Annotated in this window: 17 protein-coding genes; 7 read left to right on the forward strand and 10 right to left on the reverse strand. The window is 66.9% G+C overall.

Features of this window, described 5'->3' with window-relative positions:
* The first annotated feature begins 121 nt into the window (after positions 1-121).
* Positions 122-325, forward strand: a complete 204-nt coding sequence (locus HWX07_RS32120; protein WP_006477070.1) for a cold-shock protein — start codon at positions 122-124, stop codon at positions 323-325.
* 103 nt (positions 326-428) lie between these two features.
* Here the strand turns inward: HWX07_RS32120 and HWX07_RS32125 are convergent, their stop codons facing one another.
* The 3 genes from HWX07_RS32125 to HWX07_RS32135 all read right to left on the reverse strand — a co-directional run bounded on the left by HWX07_RS32125 (position 429) and on the right by HWX07_RS32135 (position 3,914).
* Positions 429-1,679: an Hsp70 family protein gene (locus HWX07_RS32125; protein ID WP_175879087.1), complete on the reverse strand. Its 1,251-nt coding sequence runs from the start codon at positions 1,677-1,679 to the stop codon at positions 429-431.
* Between the two features lie 188 nt (positions 1,680-1,867).
* Positions 1,868-2,473 (reverse strand): nitroreductase family protein, encoded by a 606-nt coding sequence (locus tag HWX07_RS32130; protein ID WP_012327814.1) that lies wholly within the window; start codon positions 2,471-2,473, stop codon positions 1,868-1,870.
* A gap of 157 nt (positions 2,474-2,630) precedes the next feature.
* The gene (locus HWX07_RS32135) at positions 2,631-3,914 is read right to left on the reverse strand and encodes an MFS transporter (protein WP_175879088.1); all 1,284 of its coding nucleotides are present in this window, start codon (positions 3,912-3,914) and stop codon (positions 2,631-2,633) included.
* Positions 3,915-4,128: 214 nt separating this feature from the next.
* Between HWX07_RS32135 and HWX07_RS32140 the strand changes: the two genes are divergently transcribed.
* Positions 4,129-4,749, forward strand: coding sequence for a TetR/AcrR family transcriptional regulator (locus HWX07_RS32140; protein WP_012327812.1), 621 nt, complete (start codon positions 4,129-4,131; stop codon positions 4,747-4,749).
* A gap of 85 nt (positions 4,750-4,834) precedes the next feature.
* On the forward strand, positions 4,835-5,407 hold the full coding sequence (locus HWX07_RS32145) for a DUF1415 domain-containing protein (RefSeq protein WP_012327811.1): 573 nt from the start codon (positions 4,835-4,837) through the stop codon (positions 5,405-5,407).
* Positions 5,408-5,498: 91 nt separating this feature from the next.
* Here the strand turns inward: HWX07_RS32145 and HWX07_RS32150 are convergent, their stop codons facing one another.
* The 4 genes from HWX07_RS32150 to HWX07_RS32165 form a co-directional block, all read right to left on the reverse strand.
* Positions 5,499-6,389 (reverse strand): SAM-dependent methyltransferase, encoded by an 891-nt coding sequence (locus tag HWX07_RS32150; RefSeq protein WP_077219032.1) that lies wholly within the window; start codon positions 6,387-6,389, stop codon positions 5,499-5,501.
* Positions 6,390-6,478: 89 nt separating this feature from the next.
* On the reverse strand, positions 6,479-7,612 hold the full coding sequence (locus HWX07_RS32155) for a class I SAM-dependent methyltransferase (RefSeq protein ID WP_175879090.1): 1,134 nt from the start codon (positions 7,610-7,612) through the stop codon (positions 6,479-6,481).
* Positions 7,613-7,748: 136 nt separating this feature from the next.
* Entirely contained in the window at positions 7,749-8,081 is a 333-nt protein-coding gene (locus HWX07_RS32160) for a YegP family protein (protein WP_175808571.1), read from the reverse strand.
* Between the two features lie 154 nt (positions 8,082-8,235).
* The gene (locus tag HWX07_RS32165) at positions 8,236-8,730 is read right to left on the reverse strand and encodes an LEA type 2 family protein (protein WP_175879092.1); all 495 of its coding nucleotides are present in this window, start codon (positions 8,728-8,730) and stop codon (positions 8,236-8,238) included.
* Positions 8,731-9,372: 642 nt separating this feature from the next.
* On the opposite strand from HWX07_RS32165, the gene HWX07_RS32170 reads away from it, so the two are divergent.
* Complete coding sequence (locus tag HWX07_RS32170; RefSeq protein WP_012327806.1) at positions 9,373-11,541, forward strand: M1 family metallopeptidase; 2,169 nt, start codon at positions 9,373-9,375, stop codon at positions 11,539-11,541.
* A gap of 122 nt (positions 11,542-11,663) precedes the next feature.
* On the opposite strand, the gene HWX07_RS32175 is transcribed toward HWX07_RS32170, so the two are convergent.
* On the reverse strand, positions 11,664-12,584 hold the full coding sequence (locus tag HWX07_RS32175) for a LysR family transcriptional regulator (RefSeq protein ID WP_012327805.1): 921 nt from the start codon (positions 12,582-12,584) through the stop codon (positions 11,664-11,666).
* Between the two features lie 162 nt (positions 12,585-12,746).
* Here HWX07_RS32175 and HWX07_RS32180 point away from each other — a divergent pair, with 162 nt between their 5' ends.
* Positions 12,747-13,724 (forward strand): zinc-binding alcohol dehydrogenase family protein, encoded by a 978-nt coding sequence (locus HWX07_RS32180; protein WP_175879093.1) that lies wholly within the window; start codon positions 12,747-12,749, stop codon positions 13,722-13,724.
* A 24-nt stretch (positions 13,725-13,748) separates the two neighbouring features.
* Positions 13,749-13,901, forward strand: a complete 153-nt coding sequence (locus tag HWX07_RS32185) for a DUF1427 family protein (protein ID WP_011694128.1) — start codon at positions 13,749-13,751, stop codon at positions 13,899-13,901.
* A 27-nt stretch (positions 13,902-13,928) separates the two neighbouring features.
* Here HWX07_RS32185 and HWX07_RS32190 read toward each other — a convergent pair whose 3' ends face one another.
* Positions 13,929-14,957, reverse strand: coding sequence for a transporter (locus tag HWX07_RS32190; protein ID WP_012327803.1), 1,029 nt, complete (start codon positions 14,955-14,957; stop codon positions 13,929-13,931).
* Between the two features lie 211 nt (positions 14,958-15,168).
* On the reverse strand, positions 15,169-16,161 hold the full coding sequence (locus HWX07_RS32195; protein WP_175879095.1) for a phage tail protein: 993 nt from the start codon (positions 16,159-16,161) through the stop codon (positions 15,169-15,171).
* Between the two features lie 121 nt (positions 16,162-16,282).
* Here HWX07_RS32195 and HWX07_RS32200 point away from each other — a divergent pair, with 121 nt between their 5' ends.
* Positions 16,283-17,128: a M15 family metallopeptidase gene (locus HWX07_RS32200; RefSeq protein ID WP_175879096.1), complete on the forward strand. Its 846-nt coding sequence runs from the start codon at positions 16,283-16,285 to the stop codon at positions 17,126-17,128.
* Positions 17,129-17,341 lie beyond the last annotated feature (213 nt).

Below are 17,341 nucleotides of genomic sequence, written 5' to 3' on the forward strand. Positions count from 1 at the left end.
AGTGAATTGGTTCTTTCGTAGTTCGCCCATCAACGGTACTCCGGTGGTCCTATTACCCCTTCCTTGATTTTCCGCACCCCATGGGCCTCGGCCCCGTTTTATCTTTTTAGGAACAAGTAACATGGCAACCGGTACCGTCAAGTGGTTCAATGACGCAAAGGGCTTCGGCTTCATCACCCCGGAAGGCGGCGGCGACGATCTGTTCGCGCACTTCTCGGAAATCCGCGTCGAAGGCTTCAAGACGCTGCAAGAAAACCAGAAGGTTGAATTCGAAGTGAAGACGGGCCCGAAGGGTCTGCAAGCTGCGAACATCCGTCCGGTCTAAGCTTGGCGCGATCATTCGTGTAAAAAGCCCCGCTTCGGCGGGGCTTTTTGTTTTTGGGCATGGGTCGTCCGCCCGGCATGGCGGCCGTTCAGCCGCCCGCCGTTCAGCCGAACAATCGCTGCGCGTGAATGCCGAGACCCGTCGCGACACTCGCGAGGCGATCGCCGAACACCGGCTGCGCATCCGGGAACGCGCCGGCGAGCGCGCCCGACAGGAACGCGAGCCCCGTCGAACCGCCGGTGAAATACAACGCCCCGACATCGCGCGGCGCCACGCCCGCGAGCCGCACCGTCTCGCGTGCGGCATCGACGATGCGTGCGGTATCGTCCCGACTCGCGTCGACGAGACGATCGGCGTCGAACGCGATCAGCAGATCCTCTTCCACGTCGTTCAGGTCGATCATCGTCTCCCCACCCGCCGCGACGCCGATCTTCGCTTCTTCCGCGCGCGCCATCAGCGCATGCCCGAGCCGCTGCTCGACCACGCTCGTGAGCCGGTCGTACTGCCGCACGTCCTGGTACAGGTGCTTCATCAGCTTCAGCTCGCCGATCCGCTTCGGCGTGTAGACGGTGTTGATCAGGTGCCAGGTCGCGAGATCGAAATAGATCTTGTTCGGCAGCTCGCGCCCTTCCGGGTCGAGCGAACGGTAGCCGAATGCGGGCAGGATCGCCGCCAGCTCGACCCGCCGGTCGTAGTCGGTGCCCGCGACGTGCACGCCGTGGTGCGCCAGCACGTCGTCCTTGCGCTCGAGGCGCGCCATCCGCTGCGGGCCGACACGCACCAGCGAGAAGTCGGACGTGCCGCCGCCGATGTCGGCGACGAGTACGAGACGCTCGGCCGGCTGGCGCGACTCGTAGTCGAACGCGGCGGCGATCGGTTCGTACTGGAAGTGAACGTCCGCGAAGCCGACCGATCGCGCGGCCGCATCGAGCTGATCCTGCGCGAGACGGTCGGCGCGCGGATCGTCGTCGACGAAGAACACCGGCCGGCCGAGCACCGCGCGTCCGATCGGCGCGCCTGCGCGCGCTTCGGCCTTGCGTTTCAGGTGCATCAGGAAGCGCGCGATGATTTCGGTGTACGCGATCGCACTGCCGTCGCCGAGATCGGTGGTCGTTTCTGCAAGCGGCGAGCCGAGGATGCTCTTCATCGAGCGCATCAGCCGGCCGTCGAAACCGTCGATATAGGAGGCCAACGCCGCCCGGCCGTATTCGACCGTCTCTTCGTCGTTGTTGAAGAAGATCGCGGTGGGCAGCGTCAGGTGGTCGCCCTCGACGGGCGCGAGGCGCATGCCATCGCCGTCGGGCAGCGCCACGGCGGAATTGGACGTGCCGAAATCGATCGCGCAGTAAGTCATGGGAAATTGCCGCAGCAGGGCCGGCGCGAAAACGGAAAGGACGGGCTTTTTAACATGAAGCCCGCGCGATCACAACCGGGGCCGGCCACCGGTGCCGCGCAACGGGCGCCGGTGGCGACGGCGCGCGGCGTGGCGCACCGGGAACATGCGCGGACAGGATGCGCGATGCAGCCTGCCCGCCTGCGGAGTCAGGCTGCCGCGTCGAAGCTCTTCTTCCACGCACCCGCGTAGACGACTTCGCCGATCGCATGGCGCGTGCGCGGTGCCTTTTCGCGATCGCGCAGCACGGGATCGAGCTTGTCGACGTTGCCATAGTGGCCGAGCGAGATGATCGACACGATCGCGACGTCCGCCGGAATCGCGAACGCGTCGCGGAACGCCTTCGCGTCGAACCCGCTCATCTGGTGCGCGGCGAGGCCGAGCGCATGCGCCTGCAGCACCAGCGACATCGCGGCGGCGCCGGCGTCGTACAGCGCGGTCGGCGCCGGCTCGCCCTTCGGCGTGAGCGTGTGCGCGGTGACCGCGATCAGCACCGGCGCCGGTGCATTCCAGCCCTGGTTGAACGGCACCAGCGTCGCGAATGCGCGTTTGAACGCATCTTCGTCCCGGGTGCGATCGAATACGATGAAACGCCACGGTTGCGCGTTGTACGCGGACGGGGCCCAGCGTGCCGCTTCGAGCACCGTGTGGAGATCGCCGGCGCTGACGGCTTCATCCGAATACGCGCGCGGGCTCCAGCGGCCCGCGATCAGATCGTGAATCGAAACAGTGGTGGGAGCAGGTTTGACAGACATGCGGTTCCTCGCTGACATCGATGAAGGGGCGCGAACGCCCGGCAAACCGCAAGCATACCCGCTTGAGCGACGGCGCGCCCTATCCTGCCGCACTATGCAAATCTCCGTGCGTGCAATGGCCGGCCGCGGGGTATGCGGCCGGTCGGATGCGCTCCGATCAGGCTGCCTGCGCCGCCGCGCGCGACGGGCCGCGGTTGATCCGCAGCACGATCAGCGCGCCCACGATGCACAGCCCGCCCGAGATCATCGACGCGATCGTATAGGTGCCGAGACTCGCGCGCAGCAGCCCCGCGCCGAGCGCCGCGAATGCCGCGCCGAGCTGGTGGCCGGCCACGATCCAGCCGAACACGACCGGCGCCGCGGCCTTGCCGAACACGTCGGTCGCGAGCCGCACGGTGGGCGGCACGGTCGCGATCCAGTCGAGCCCGTAGAACATCGCGAACAGCGGCAGCCCGAAGAAATCGATCCCGAACGCATGCGGCAGGTAGATCAGCGACAGCCCGCGCAGCCCGTAATACCAGAACAGCAGCACGCGGTTGTCGTAACGGTCCGACAACCATCCCGACAACGTCGTACCGAACAGGTCGAATATGCCCATCGCCGCAAGCAGCGACGCGCCCTGCACTTCGGTCATCCCGTAGTCGCTGCACATCGCGATCAGGTGCGTGCCGACATAGCCGTTGGTGCTCGCGCCGCAGATGAAGAAGCTGAAGAACAGCAGCCAGAAATCGCGCGAGCGGCTCGCCATCAGCAGCGTGCGGAACGCGACCGCGAGCGGGTTCTCCTTCGTCGCGTCGGGCGCCGGCGGCGCATCGGCCGGCTCGCCGTACGGGCGCAACTGCACGTCGGCCGGCCGCTCGGGCAGCAGGAACGCGACGAGCGGAATCACGATCGCGGCCGCCACCGCGACGACCAGCACGACCGGCCGCCAGCCGTGGCGCTGCGCGATCGCCGCGAGCATCGGCAGGAACACGAGCTGGCCGGTGGCCGTGCTCGCGGTCAGGATGCCCATCACGAGGCCGCGCCGCGCATGGAACCAGCGCGTGACGAAGGTCGCGGAGAGCGTCAGCGCGACGACGCCCGTCGAGCAGCCGACCATCAGGCCCCAGATCACGACCATCTGCCAGCTCTGCGCCATCATCGACGACAGCGCGACGCCCGCGCTCATCGTCACCAGCGCGGTGAGGATCGTCGGACGCAGCCCGAAGCGCTGCATCGCGGCGGCCGCGAACGGGCCCGTCAGACCATACAGCGCGATATTCACCGAAATCGCCAGCGAAATCGCCGCGCGGCTCCAGCCGAGCTCGCGTTCGAGCGGCACCATCAGCACGCTCGGCGTCGCGCGTGTGCCGGCTGCCGCCAGCAGGATCAGGAATACCACCGCCGCCGCGAGCCATCCGTAATGGAAGCGCCCGCCGATTCGTGTCACTGCCCAGTTCATCTTCGCGTTCTCCAGTTGGCGGTTGCGGTGCCATCGCACCCGCTCCGCCCCGACCAGGCCACCTCCGCCGCGCATTTCAACATCGGCTGACCCGGGCCGACGCATTTGCCTGTTGATCCGACGGCGATTGTTACCGACCGGTCACAAGTGTGTTGCGATCGTAGTTACCAGTCGGTAACATGTCAAGCAATCCATTACGTAGTCGAGGGTCATCATGTCGGGCATCGAGGTCGCCAAACCGCCGGCGCGGCGCATACGCCGGCCGATCGACGGCGCCACCGCGCAGGAGCACCTGCTGCGGGCCGCCGAGGAGCTGTTTTACAGGGAAGGCGTGCGCACGGTCGGCGTCGAGGCGGTGGTGGAGCGCGCGGGTGTGAACAAGATGAGCCTGTACCGCCAGTTCTCGTCGAAGGACGAGCTGATCCTCGCGTATCTGGAGCGCATGGACGCATGCTTCTTCGAGCGGCTCGACACAAGCGCCGCGAAGCATCCTGGGCAGCCGAAGGCGCAATTGATCCAGTACTTCGTCGATCTCGCCGAGCGCGCGACGCAAAAGGACTATCGCGGCTGCCCGTTCGTCAACGTCGCCGCCGAATTCCCGGATGCGTCGCACCCGGCGCGCGAACGCGTCGCGCAGAACAAGGAACAACTGATGAAACGGCTCGTCGCGCTGTGCGAAGGCGCCGGCGCACGGCAGCCGAAGGCGCTCGCCGATGCGCTCGCGCTGGTGGTCGAAGGCATCTACGCGGCGAGCCAGACCTACCGGCACGGCGAAACGCCGATCGGCACCGCACCCGCGCTCGTCACGCAGTTGATCGAAGCGGCCTGCGCGTGACGGGCCGCGCGGGTGCGTCCGCGGCGCGCCCGCTACAATGCGGCCCTTTTTGCCCTTTTTGCCCTTCCGCCCGACTGGTATCCCGATGACCGACACTCGCCCCGACTCGCACGACGACATCCTCGCCGCCACGCGGCACTGGCTCGCGCGCGCGGTGATCGGGCTCAATCTGTGCCCGTTCGCGAAAAGCGTCTACGTGAAGGAACAGGTGCGCTACGCGATCAGCGAAGCGACGACCCTGGAGGACGCGCTCGCCGAACTCGAAACCGAACTGCGCTTGCTCGACGCGGCGGACCCGCAGCAGGTCGATACGACGCTCGTGATCTACCCGCATGCATTCGCCGATTTCGTCGACTACAACGATGCGCTGTTCTTCGCCGAGCGGCTCGTGCGGCAATTGCGGCTCGACGGCGTGCTGCAGATCGCGAGCTTCCATCCGCAATATCAGTTCGACGGCACTGAACCCGACGATATCGAGAACTACACGAACCGCGCGCCGTATCCGATCCTGCACCTGCTGCGCGAGGACAGCATCGCGCGCGCGGTCGACGCGTTTCCGGACGCGTCCGCGATCTACGAAAAGAATCAGGAAACGCTGCGCCGCCTTGGCCACGAAGGCTGGCGCGAATGGATGCGCCGGCCGGGCGACGACGTGTGACACGGCGTGTCACGTGCAGCGTGTCACGTGCGGCGTGCAACATGCGGCGTGCAACATGCGGCGCGGGCGCCATGCCCGCGCACCCGCGCCGTCAGCCTTCGGCCGGCTCGACGGCGGCGTCGCCCGCCGCTGCGGCTTGCGCGACGAAGAAGCGCTCGTTGAGTTCGGCGAGCCCGAACATCCCCAGGATCTCGTTCAGCCGCTCGCCGGGCTTGCGGCGCGGCAGGTTCTTGTACTGCGCGATGATCAACTCGTTCTTCATCGAATGCTCCCAGCCGACCAGCTCGGTCACGCTGACCTGGTAACCGTGCGCCTCGAGTTGCAGGCAGCGCAGCACGTTGGTGATCTGGCTGCCGAATTCGCGCGTATGCAGCGGGTGCCGCCACACCTCGGTCAGCGCATTCGCGAGCGACTTGCCCTTGTTCTTGCGCAGCACGCCCGCGACTTCCGCCTGGCAGCACGGCACCAGCACGATGTGCTGCGCGCGCTTCGCGAGCGCGAAGCGGATCGCATCGTCGGTCGCCGTGTCGCACGCGTGCAGCGCGGTGACGACATCGACCGTGTCGGGCAGTTGCGGCGACGTGATCGAATCGGCGACCGACAGGTTCAGGAACGACATGCCGCCGAACCCGAGCCGCGCGGCGAGCTCGGTCGAGCGCGTGACGAGTTCCTCGCGCGTCTCGATGCCGTACACGTGCGACGCGAACGCCGGCGTGCCGTGCCCCGGCTGCTGCTTGAAGAACAGGTCGTACAGGATGAAGCCGAGATACGACTTGCCGGCGCCGTGATCGACGAGCGTCACGCGGCCTTTGTCGGCCTGCACGCCGGCGAGCAACGGCTCGATGAACTGGAACAGGTGATAGACCTGCTTCAGCTTGCGGCGGCTGTCCTGGTTCAGCTTCCCGTCGCGGGTGAGGATGTGCAGTTCCTTCAGCAGCTCGACGGACTGCTCCGGGCGGATTTCGTGGGTCTTGTTCGACATCGTGAAGCGCCGCCGGGCCACGGTCGGTCGACCACGGCCCGGCGGCGGAAATTCGTGAGGAATGGCGTCAGTTTACCGAAAATACGCGGTCAGGCCCGGGCGCCGAGCCGCCATAGCGACGTGACCTCGGCGCGACGCGCCGCATGCAGCGGATCGTCGGCGTCCGTCGCCTTCGGATGCGCGGGGCGGATGTCGTCGCGGCCGAGCACGACGAGGCCGGCTTCGTCGATCCATTGCAGCAGGGTTTCGCGCGGCCGCAGGCCGAGATGCTCGGCGAAATCGGACAGGATCAGCCAGCCTTCACCGCCCGGCTCCAGATGCGCGGCGAGCCCGGCGAGGAAACCGCGCAGCATGCGGCTGTCCGGGTCGTAGACCGCGTATTCGATCGGCGCGCTCGGCCGGGCCGGCACCCACGGCGGATTGCAGACCACGAGCGGCGCCCGGCCGGCGGGAAACAGATCCGCCTCGACGATCTCGACCTGGCCCGCATGACCAAGCCGCGCGACGTTCTCGCGCGCGCAGGCGAGCGCGCGCGGATCCTGGTCGGTCGCGACGACGCGCTCGACGCCGCGCGACGCGAGCACTGCCGCCAGCACGCCGGTGCCCGTGCCGATATCGAACGCGAGCGACGTCGCCGGCAGCGGCGCACGCGCGACGAGTTCCACGTATTCGCCGCGCACCGGCGAAAACACGCCGTAGTGCGGATGGATCGGCGCGCCGCCGAGCGCCGGGATCGGCACGCCCTTCTTGCGCCACTCATGCGCGCCGACGAGGCCGAGCAGTTCGCGCAGCGATACGACCGACGGCGCGCCGCCGGGGCCGTACGCCTCCTCGCAGGCCGCACGCACGTCGGGCGAGCGGCGCAGCGGGATCGTGTAATCGGCGTCGAGCGGGATCAGCAGCATGCCGAGCGTGCGGGCGCGCTGCGATTGCGCGAGACGATGCAGGTTGAATGCTTCGACGCCGGCCGCGGCTTTCGCCTTCTTCGGCTTGCGTTCGACACGGCGCGCCATCGCCTGCACGAGCTGACGCGCATTCTGGAAGTCGCCCTGCCAGACGAGCGCGGTGCCCTCGCAGGCGAGGCGGTAGGCCGCGTCGGCGGTCAGGCGGTCGTCGGCGGGCACCGCGCGCTTCGGCGGTTGCACGCCGGCTTCGGAGCGCCAGCGCACGGCATGATCGACGCCGTCGGCGTCGGTCCAGTGGAAAACGGGGAAATCGGTCACGCGAACTCGGTTACGGTTGGCTTCAGCGGCGGCGAGAATTCGCCGCGCGGACCACACCATACCGCGCTTTGCCCGACCCGGCAAAACGGGCGCCGCGACGGCCGCCCGGGAGCGTTCGCCGCGGCGCAACCGTCACTCAGGCGAGATCGAAGGTTTCCGCGATGGGCGCATCGCGCTTGACGGCCGCGATGCCGTTCTCGCGCCCTTGCACGGTTTTGTACGTTTCGCTCGTGCCGATGATCTGGTGGTTGGCTGCCTTCAGATTGAACATCGGCTCACCGTTGTGCGCGAGCTTGCGCTCGTAGCGCTCGTCCAGCGGCGCGTTTTCCCGCACGGACGCGATCCCGTTTTTCGCGCCGCTTTTCTCCTCGTACCGCTCGCTCGCGAGAATGATCTCGCCGTTCCCCGACTTCAGGTGGAAGTAGTACTGGCCGTTCGTGGCCTTCATGAGCTCGAATTTTGCCGCCATGGATTTCCCCTAAAAGAATGTCCGACCCTCGGACGTCGACAAGTGTAGGGACCACCTCGACAAAAATCGATATTCCATGAAGATAATGGTTGAAGACTGTCAAATAGTGAAATTTTGTTCACATTTGACCGATGTTAAATCCTGATCGAAAGCCCTATCCGCCCCACCCGGGCATGGCGGGCAGGCGGAGCGTACCCGCGTCGTTGAAGTGCACGGTGCCCAGCACGCTGCCGGCGAGCCGGCCGCGCAGCGCGTACGGCAGCTCGCCGTTCGCGGCCGCGCCGGGCAGGTTCCACGCCTGCCGCGCGGCCGCGAAAGCCGACACCGAAACCGGCACGTCGAGCACGGCCTCGCCAAACCGCGGCACGGTGCCCGCCCGATCGCTGACGCCGCTCGCGAACGGCGTGCCGTTCAGGTCGAGCGCGACCGAGATGCCGTCGTAGTCGATCGGCGCATCGTTCGGATTCTGCACGCGCAACTTCAGGCTAAAGCGCATCTCGAGGCCCTGCCCGACGAGCGGGTCGAGCCCGGCGACCGACACGCGCACCGGCTCGCGCGTGAACCCCGCGCAACCACCCAGCAGGAACACGGCCGCGAACAGCAGCAGCACGGCGCGCAACGGCGCGGCTCGGAACAGGGCTCGTGGCATGGGACAGTCTCCTCGCGGCAATCGGTGAACGGGTCGTCGATGCATTGTACCGACCATGCCAACCATCACCGGATTTCGTAGTTTCTGCAGGGCCGCAAGATCGTTAATAGATTAAAACTACGAAATTGCCAGCCAAACGGAAAGCGCATTAATGACTTTCAGCATTCAATGAAGCACCCGGGATTCAATAGATGCTCTTTCTAAATTTTTCGTTTCCTTTACCCAAAACCATCAAGTATATTTACGCATCCTTGGAGCAAGCCGACAAACCTTGAAGCCGCATGACGGCGAATTTACGGGACGGCGACACGCTGTCCTTCCGTCCTGCGGACTGGCCCGGCCAGCCCCGTAGGTCGTCGGTTCAAAGGGATTGCGCGCCCGCGTCGGGCGTGCGGCCCCGTGTCGTGCGCGCGAAATCAATTCAGTACAACACGCGCCCGGCCATTTTGAACCGGCCAGTTAACCGACATCCGGAAATCCAGAGGGGGCAGTAAACCATGATTACCTTTACGTAGTCGGCCGCCGTCTTTTCGAATAATCCGTCATTAGCATTTTTTCGCTGTTGATTAAACGGCGAGGGGATCGCTTTTGCCGGCGTTTTCGCAGCACTGAACGATTCTTTCAACAATCGAGGTTTCAGTCATGTCGATTCATATTCGCAAGATGCGTTATCTGCCGCTCGTCGCCGCACTCGCGCTCGCCGGGTGCGGCGGTGACGACGGCGGTGCGGGCTCCGCTTCCGCGCTCAGCTCCGCCGGCGCGCCGCATACAAGCTCGTCGCCCGCCGTCACCGCGCCGCCGAGCGCATCGAACGTCGACAAGAGCGTCTCGCCTGTCGAATTGCCGGACACCGTGGTGCCCGTGAACTACCGGCTGTGGTTCCGCCCGAACGACGCGCTGAACGCGTTCGACGGCCGCGCCGACGTCGAAATCAAGGTGCTGAAGCCGGTCAACAACATCGTGATCGCCGGCCACCGGATCAAGTTCACCAACGGCCGCATCACGCTGCAGCCGGGCAACATCCAGCTGATCGCGACGCCGCAGGACAAGGGCGACTTCTATCAGCTGCGCCCCGCCGCCGGCACGATCGCGCCGGGCAACTATTCGCTGCACATGGAGTGGTCGGGCATCATCAACTTCAAGTCGTACGACGATCCGGCCACGCAGACGGGCGGCAGCTGCGGCGACGATCCGTATCCGGGCTGCTCGGCCGCGGAAGGCGTGTTCCGCGTCGACCTGAAGGGCACCGACGGCAAGACGAGCGGCGCGATCCTGACGCAGGGCGAAACCAACCTGTCGCGCCAGTGGTTCCCCGGCTGGGACGAGCCGGCGTTCCGCCCGACGTATGAAGTGACGGCCGAAGTGCCGCAAAGCTGGCGCGTCGTGTCGAACGCGGCCGAGAAGCCGTCGACCAACGTCGGCGGCGGCTACAAGCTCGTGCAGTTCGAGAAGACCCCGCCGATGCCGTCGTACCTGCTGTTCTTCGGCGGCGGCCTGTTCGATACCTACGAGGACGACTTCACGAGCCCGCTGCCGGGCGGCAAGGGCGGCCTGCACCTGCGCGTGTTCACGCCGCCGGGCATGAGCGAGTGGGCGAAGCCGGCGATGGATCGCACCAAGCAGGCGCTCGACTACTACTACCGCTACACGGGCATCCCGCTGCCGCTCACGAAGTTCGACACGGTGGCCGCGAACGATGCGTTCAAGGAGCAGAAGGACCTGAACTTCGGCGGGATGGAGAACTGGGGCTCGATCCTCGAGTTCGCCGACGACATCCTGCCGCAGCCGGGCCAGCCGATGTCGCACTACGGCAACGAAGTGCTGACGCACGAAGTGGCGCACCAGTGGTTCGGCGATCTCGTGACCACCGACTGGTGGGACAACGTGTGGCTCAACGAATCGTTCGCGACGTTCTTCGAGACGAAGACGACGATCCAGTTCTTCCCCAACGAGTTCAGCTGGCTCGATCAGGTGAAGAACAAGTACCGCGTGATCAATCGTGACATCGGCCCGAACGCGTTCCCGGTCGCGCCGAACTTCAACGACTGGGCGTCGAACGACTTCGTGCTGAGCGCGAGCGCGTTCACGTACGACAAGGGCGGCCACGTGCTGAAGACGCTCGAGAACTATCTCGGCGAGCAGACGCTGCGTAAGGGCCTGCAGCAGTACCTGGTCGACTACTCGTTCGGCAACGGGACGCCGAAGCGTCTGTGGGATGCGCTGTCGAAGGAAAGCGGCCAGGCGGTCGGCCCGATCGGCGACAGCTACGTGCGTCAGACCGGCGTGCCGCTGATCTCGCTCGACACGCAGTGCGACCTGACAAAGAACCAGACGGTCGTCACGCTGAAACAGCAGCCGTTCCCGAACAAGAACGCGTATCCGGGCCTGCAGTGGACGGTGCCGATCACGCTCGCGTACGGTCAGGGTCTCGCGAAACGCACGACGCTCGCGCTGAAGGATACGCAGGCGCAGACGCGGATCGAAGGCTGCACGGGCGTGGTCGCCGATCCGAGCGGTCTCGACTACTACGTCGTGAACTACAGCGACACGGCCTGGAGCGGGCTGCTCACGCAGGTGAACAACTCGACCGATCCGGTGCTGCTGGCGAACCTGAAGAGCGAAGCGGCGCTGCTCGTCGCGAACAACCTCGCGCCGGCTTCGCGCTCGACGTCGATCGGCTCGGTCGCTTCGCCGGCCGCGATGAAGCTGCGCCAGACGCCGACCTTCGGCGGCATCGAAGCGGTGACGAAGGAACGTCCGGCACGGCAATACCAGGGTCTCTTCAAGCCGCGCAAGGTAGTGACGCAGTAACGGTGCGAATCCGGCCGGTGCCGCGCGACCCGCGGCGCCGGCCGGCGTACCGGTTTCTCCGACCTGTTGACGGGCCTCGCATGCGAGGCCCTTTTTTCATGGAGCGCGGCGTGCACCCGCCGTCACGCCCACGCGGCGTCCCACGCCGGCTGCGCGAACCACGTGGCGAGGAACGCGACGAGCCGCGACGTGCGCGCACTGCCGCGCGCCTGCTGGCGCAGCACGTGAATCGTCGCCTGCTCGGGCGCCGCCGCGTACTGCGGCAGCAGCGCACGCAACCGTCCGTCGCGCAGCGCGTCCGCCGCGAGCCAGGTCGGCAGGTGCGCGAGACCGAGCCCGTCGATGGCCGCCTCGAGCAACGCTTCCGAATGATTGCTGCGAAACCGCGGTTGCGCCGGCACGTGACGGCGCTCGCCGAAGCGCCATGCGCCGGGCGGCGGCGCACCATGCCACGCGAGACAGTCGTGGCCGGCGAGCGCGTCGGGCGATGCGGGCTCGCCGCGCCGGGCGAGATAGGCCGCGCTCGCGCACAGCACGCGCCGCTGCGGCGCCAGCACCGTCGCGACGAAACGCGTGTCCTCGAGCGGGCCGATGCGCACCGCGAGATCGACGTCGGAACCAAGCCGCGCGCCCTGCAGGTCGACCATGCTGTCGGTCAGCACGAGGTCGACCTGCAGCGCCGGATAGCGCTGCATGAACGCGGCCAGCGCGGCCATCAGGTGCCGCCGGCCGAAGGGCGCCGGACAGTCGACGCGCAGCAGCCCGCCCGGTTCGTCGTGCTGGCTGTGCAGGTCTTCCTGCAAGCCGCGCAGCTCGGCCAGCATCCGGGTCGCGCGCCCGTACAGCAGTTGCCCGGCCTCGGTCGGCCGCAGCGCGTGCGTGGTGCGATGCAGGAGGCGGATGCCGAGCTGCGTCTCGAGCCGGTCGATGCGCCGCGTGACCGACGACGCGGCAACGCCGAGCCGGCGCGCGGCCGCCGAGAAGCTCTGCTGGTCGACCACGTCGACGAACAGCGCGAGGTGCGGGGAAAGGAAATCGTCCATTCGTGAGCCTGCGAATTTGGCTATGCGGAAAACGCAAAGCAATCATCCGCCTTTGCACGTTTCCGCGTCAAACCGGGCCCACTAGACTGCATTCACCGGTTTCATCCGCCGCACGCGCCGGCCCGCCGGGCCGGGCGGCGGCCATCGTTCAGGGAGAGCATCATGCGCAGCATCCGCTTCGATACCCCCGCCGCCGACATCGAGTCGCTCGACGCGCGGGTCCGGGACATCGCCCCGCCCGTACCGGCCGACGGCCAGATGCTGATCGAGGTGCGCGCGGCCGGCGTGAACCCGAGCGACGTGAAGGCCGCGCTCGGCCGCATGCCGCATGCGGTGTGGCCGCGCACGCCGGGGCGAGACTGGGCCGGCATCGTGCGCAGCGGCCCCGACGACTGGATCGGCGCGCCGGTGTGGGGCTCGGGCGGTGATCTCGGTGTCGGGCGCGACGGTTCGCATGCGGAATGGCTCGTGCTGGACGCCGCGTACGTGCGCCGCAAGCCGAGCGTGCTGACGCTCGACGAGGCGGCCGGCGTGGGCGTGCCGTTCGTCACTGCGTATGAGGGCCTGCGCCGGGCCGGCATGCCGACGGCCGACGACGTCGTGCTCGTGTTCGGCGCGAACGGCAAGGTCGGCCAGGCCGCGATCCAGCTCGCCAGCGCGCGCGGCGCGACCGTGATCGGCGTCGAGCGCGGGCCCGGCGACTATCGCGGCCACGCGTCGGGCGACGTCCATATGATCGACGCATCGAGCCGGACGGTGGCCGACGCGGTGCGCGAATTGACCGGCGGCCACGGCGCGGACATCGTCTACAACACGGTCGGCAGCCCGTATTTCGACGCGGCGAACGCGTCGATGGCGATCGGTGCGCGGCAGATCTTTATCTCGACGATCGAGCGCAGCGTGCCGTTCGACATCTTCGCGTTCTATCGCGGCCAGCACACGTTCGTGGGCATCGATTCGCTGCAGCTCGGCGCGGCCGCGGTCGCGCGGATCCTCGATACGCTCGCGCCCGGCTTCGGCAACGGCACGCTGCGCCCGTTCCCGATCGGCGACGACTACGTGTACCCGCTCGAGCGTGCGCACGACGCGTATCGCGCGGTGCTGGCCGGTGCGCGCGAGCGCGTCATCCTCAAGCCCTGACACCGGACCTTACAGGAGACCGCCATGATGGATTACGTGACCTCGCTCGCGGTGGGCGTCGGTGTCGGCGTGTTGTACGCGCTGCTGCACGTGCGCTCGCCGGCCCCGCCGCTCGTTGCGCTCGTCGGCCTGCTCGGGATGGTGATCGGAGAACGCGCGATCGCGCTGCTGCGTTGAGGCGTTGATGCGTCGCCCGATGGCGCGCTAGCGATCGTCGCGGCGCCGGAACGCCCACCACGCGGCCAGCGCGGTGAAGCCGGCAACCAGCAGCACCATCAGCCAGAAGCCGTGCTTGTTCTCCGAAAACGGCACGCCGCCGACGTTCATCCCGAAGAAGCCGGCGACGATGTTGATCGGCAGCGCGATCACGGTGACGAGCGTCAGCGTGAACAGCGTCCGGTTGTTCTGCTCGTCGAGGCGCGACCCGATCTCTTCCTGCAGCAGCTTGATGCGCTCGTTGAGCCCCGCCAGATCGGCGAGCACCAGCGAGAACTCTTCGGTCGACTCGCGCAGCTCCTGCACGTCTTCCGTGTGCAGCCACGCGGGCGGCTTCGCGAGCAGCCGGAAGATCGAGCCGGGTTCCGGCGCGAGCATGCGCTGCAGGCGCGTCAGCGTGCGGCGCATCGCGCCGAGCTCGATGCGGCTCGACGTGAGCCGCTGCGACAGGAAGCGATCCTCGATGCGGTCGACGTCGACGCTCGTGCGCCGCATGATCTGGATCAGCAGGTCGGCCTGGTCGCGCAGCAGGTGCACGAGCAGCTCCGCGGGCGAGCGGAACTGCTCGCCGTCGCGCACGCACGCGCGCAGCGTGTCGACCGAGCGCAGCGGCTTGAGCCGCGCGGTCACCATGATGCGCCGCTCGACGTGGACGAACAGCGTCGCGATCTCCGACGGCGTGAGCTCGAGATTGAACATCACGTCGTTGACGACCGCGCGCAATGCGCCGTCCTCCTGCTCGATGCGCGTCGAGCGCGAGCCTTCGTGCAGGAATTCGAAGAAGCTGTCGGGCAATCCGAGATGCGTGCGCATCCAGCGCTCGCTCGCGCCGTGCGCGAGATTGAAGTGCAGCCAGACGAAATCGCCCGATGCGGCCGCGCCGTGCTCGCGGCACGTGCGCAGCCATGCGGCGGCCGCGTCGGCATCGAGCATCGCGCCGGCGCCGCCCGGATCGAAGCGGAATCCGCACACCATGCCGGACGTGTCGGCACCGTAAGTCTGTACGATCAGGTCCATCGTGTCGAAGGTGGTGCGGCGCGCGGCGCGCCGCACATCGCGGGTCGCGGGCCCGCGCCGGGAAAAGAAAGGAGACGTATGCCCGACGGGCGTGACGCGCTCGTGACAGTGTCACACGGCATCATACCGGCAGCTTCTCCTGCCCCAAAAACAACGCGCCGCCCAATGGGCGGCGCTGACCGGAAAGACCTCGTGACGTGCGCGGCACGCGTTACTGCCGCGTCTCCGACTGCGCGGCGCTCGGGCACGCGGGGTCCTTGCCCCAGTGACCGTCGCACACGCGCCAGCGGCACAGCTGATCCTCGAAGAAACCGCGCTCCGAACACGCCTTCACGCGCGACGCCAGCGAGCCGCCGGTCGTCGCCGACGCCTTGGTCGGCACGGCCTGCGCCTTCTCGGCGGCGAGTTTCTTGTCGGCCGGCTTCGTGCGCGCGACGAGCGCCGCAAGCAGATCGGCATCCGGATCGTCCTTCGCGCCCGCCTTCGCGGTTCGGGTCGGCGTCGCTTCGCGGCGCTTCTTCGCCTGCGCGAGCTCGGCCTGCTGTTCCTTGCGATGCTTGCGGGCTTCGGCCTTCGTGTCGGCCTTCGCCTCGGTTTTCGTGTCGGTCTTGCCGTGAGCCGCGACCTTCGTGCTCTTCGACGCGTCGGCCTTCGCGGTCTTGGTCGTCGCCGCTGCGGCGGCTGCGGTTGCGGCGACGCCGGCCGCGGCCGCCGTGCCCGAGCCATCGTCGGCGCCGTTGGCGAGCGCGCGCGACAGCCGGCTGTTGTCCGCCGCAGAGGCGGCGGAAGCCGATGCGGATGCAACGGTCTGGGACGCCGAGTCGTCGTTGACGATCGTGGCCGGTTGCGCGGCCGATGCGGCGGACGCGCCGTTCTGCGCGACCTGCACGGCGGCGCCGCTGGCCGGCGCGGCCTTGTCCGGCGCAGCCGCCGCGGGTGCCGTCGCGGCCGCCACCGCTACGTGCGGTTCGCCCGACGACTGCTGCATGCGCCATGCGCCCCAGCCGCCGACGGCCACGACCAACGCCACCACGGCGGCGATCGGCGCCTTCAGCGAACGGCGCGGCGGCTCGGCGGGCGGCGTGACACGCCCTTCCAGATCCGCGAGAATGCGCGACTGCCGAGGTCCTCCCTCGCCTGCCGGTTTAGTATCGGACAGCAGGCTGGGCGGAGTTTTCGAATTTGAATTTTCCGGCGCACTCATTCAGCGTCTCATTGAATCCTGGTTTAATTCACCGCGATAATATAGCCCGGCCTCTCGAAGCAGCCTGATTCTAAGAGCAAGCATTGCAAAACACAATCAATTCCAATTTCCGGGGATTTCTTTGATTGCCGTCGCACTCGTCGCCTATTTCGCCCTCGCCGTCGCCGTTGCGGCACTGTTGCTTTTACCGGGTATCCGCGCGACCGTTTTCGAATCCGTCGCCCAGTTTCACGGCCGTCTGACGCGCCGTGCGAACGAGCGCGCCGCACGCACGCGCAGTCAAATTGTTAAATCGGCAACCGTGACGCGCGGCGCATTAAACGACGTGCAAAATTTACTGGTTCGGCGGCGCTTGATGATTATGGTGTCGGCAGGTATTCTTGCGACGCCGCCATTGGTGGCCATTGCGTTACGCGGTCGGCAATTATTTCAGTACGACGACACGGCGCGCGTGCCCGACGAGAAGATCGCCGCGCTGTTGCAGGGCGAACAACTCGTGCCGCCACCGCCGTTGCCGCCGGAAGTCTTTGCCACGAAGGAAGTCGAACAGGTCCGCCCGGCGCTCAAGGATGCAAGCCGCGACTGGAACCTGCTGGACCCGGATTTCCGTACGCGTTTGCTGCTGGTCTACAAGATCATGCACGAACAACATGGCTATGAAATGGCGCTGCTGGAAGGTTACCGGAGCCCCGAACGGCAGAACCGGCTCGCGCAGATGGGCACGAACGTGACCAATGCGGCGGCCTTCCAGAGTTATCACCAGTTCGGGTTGGCGGCCGACAACGCATTCCTGCGCGACGGCAAGCTGGTCATTTCCGAGAAAGATCCGTGGGCGATGCGCGGCTACCAGTTGTACGGCCAGGTCGCCGAGCAAGTCGGCCTGACCTGGGGCGGCCGATGGAAGATGATGGATCTCGGGCACGTGGAATACCATAAACCCGGTTTTAAACTGGGACGCGGCAGCTAGTCAGGGCTGCCGGACAAGAAATAATGAGGGCGGCATGGGGCTTTTTAATCACCCGGCAGGAAACGATTTGGGCGGCGCAAACAATCGGGCATTCCGGTGCGCGATTTTTTCCGGCCGCCGCTTCCGTTTTAAATCTCACAGCGTCCTTTCGTTAATGCGCGCGCCTTCTCCGATGCCGCGAGCGCATTGATGCCAGCCTCCTTCACCCCGTTT

It is taken from the genome of Burkholderia sp. BCC0097, assembly GCF_902832985.1.
Classification (GTDB): Bacteria; Pseudomonadota; Gammaproteobacteria; order Burkholderiales; family Burkholderiaceae; genus Burkholderia; species Burkholderia orbicola.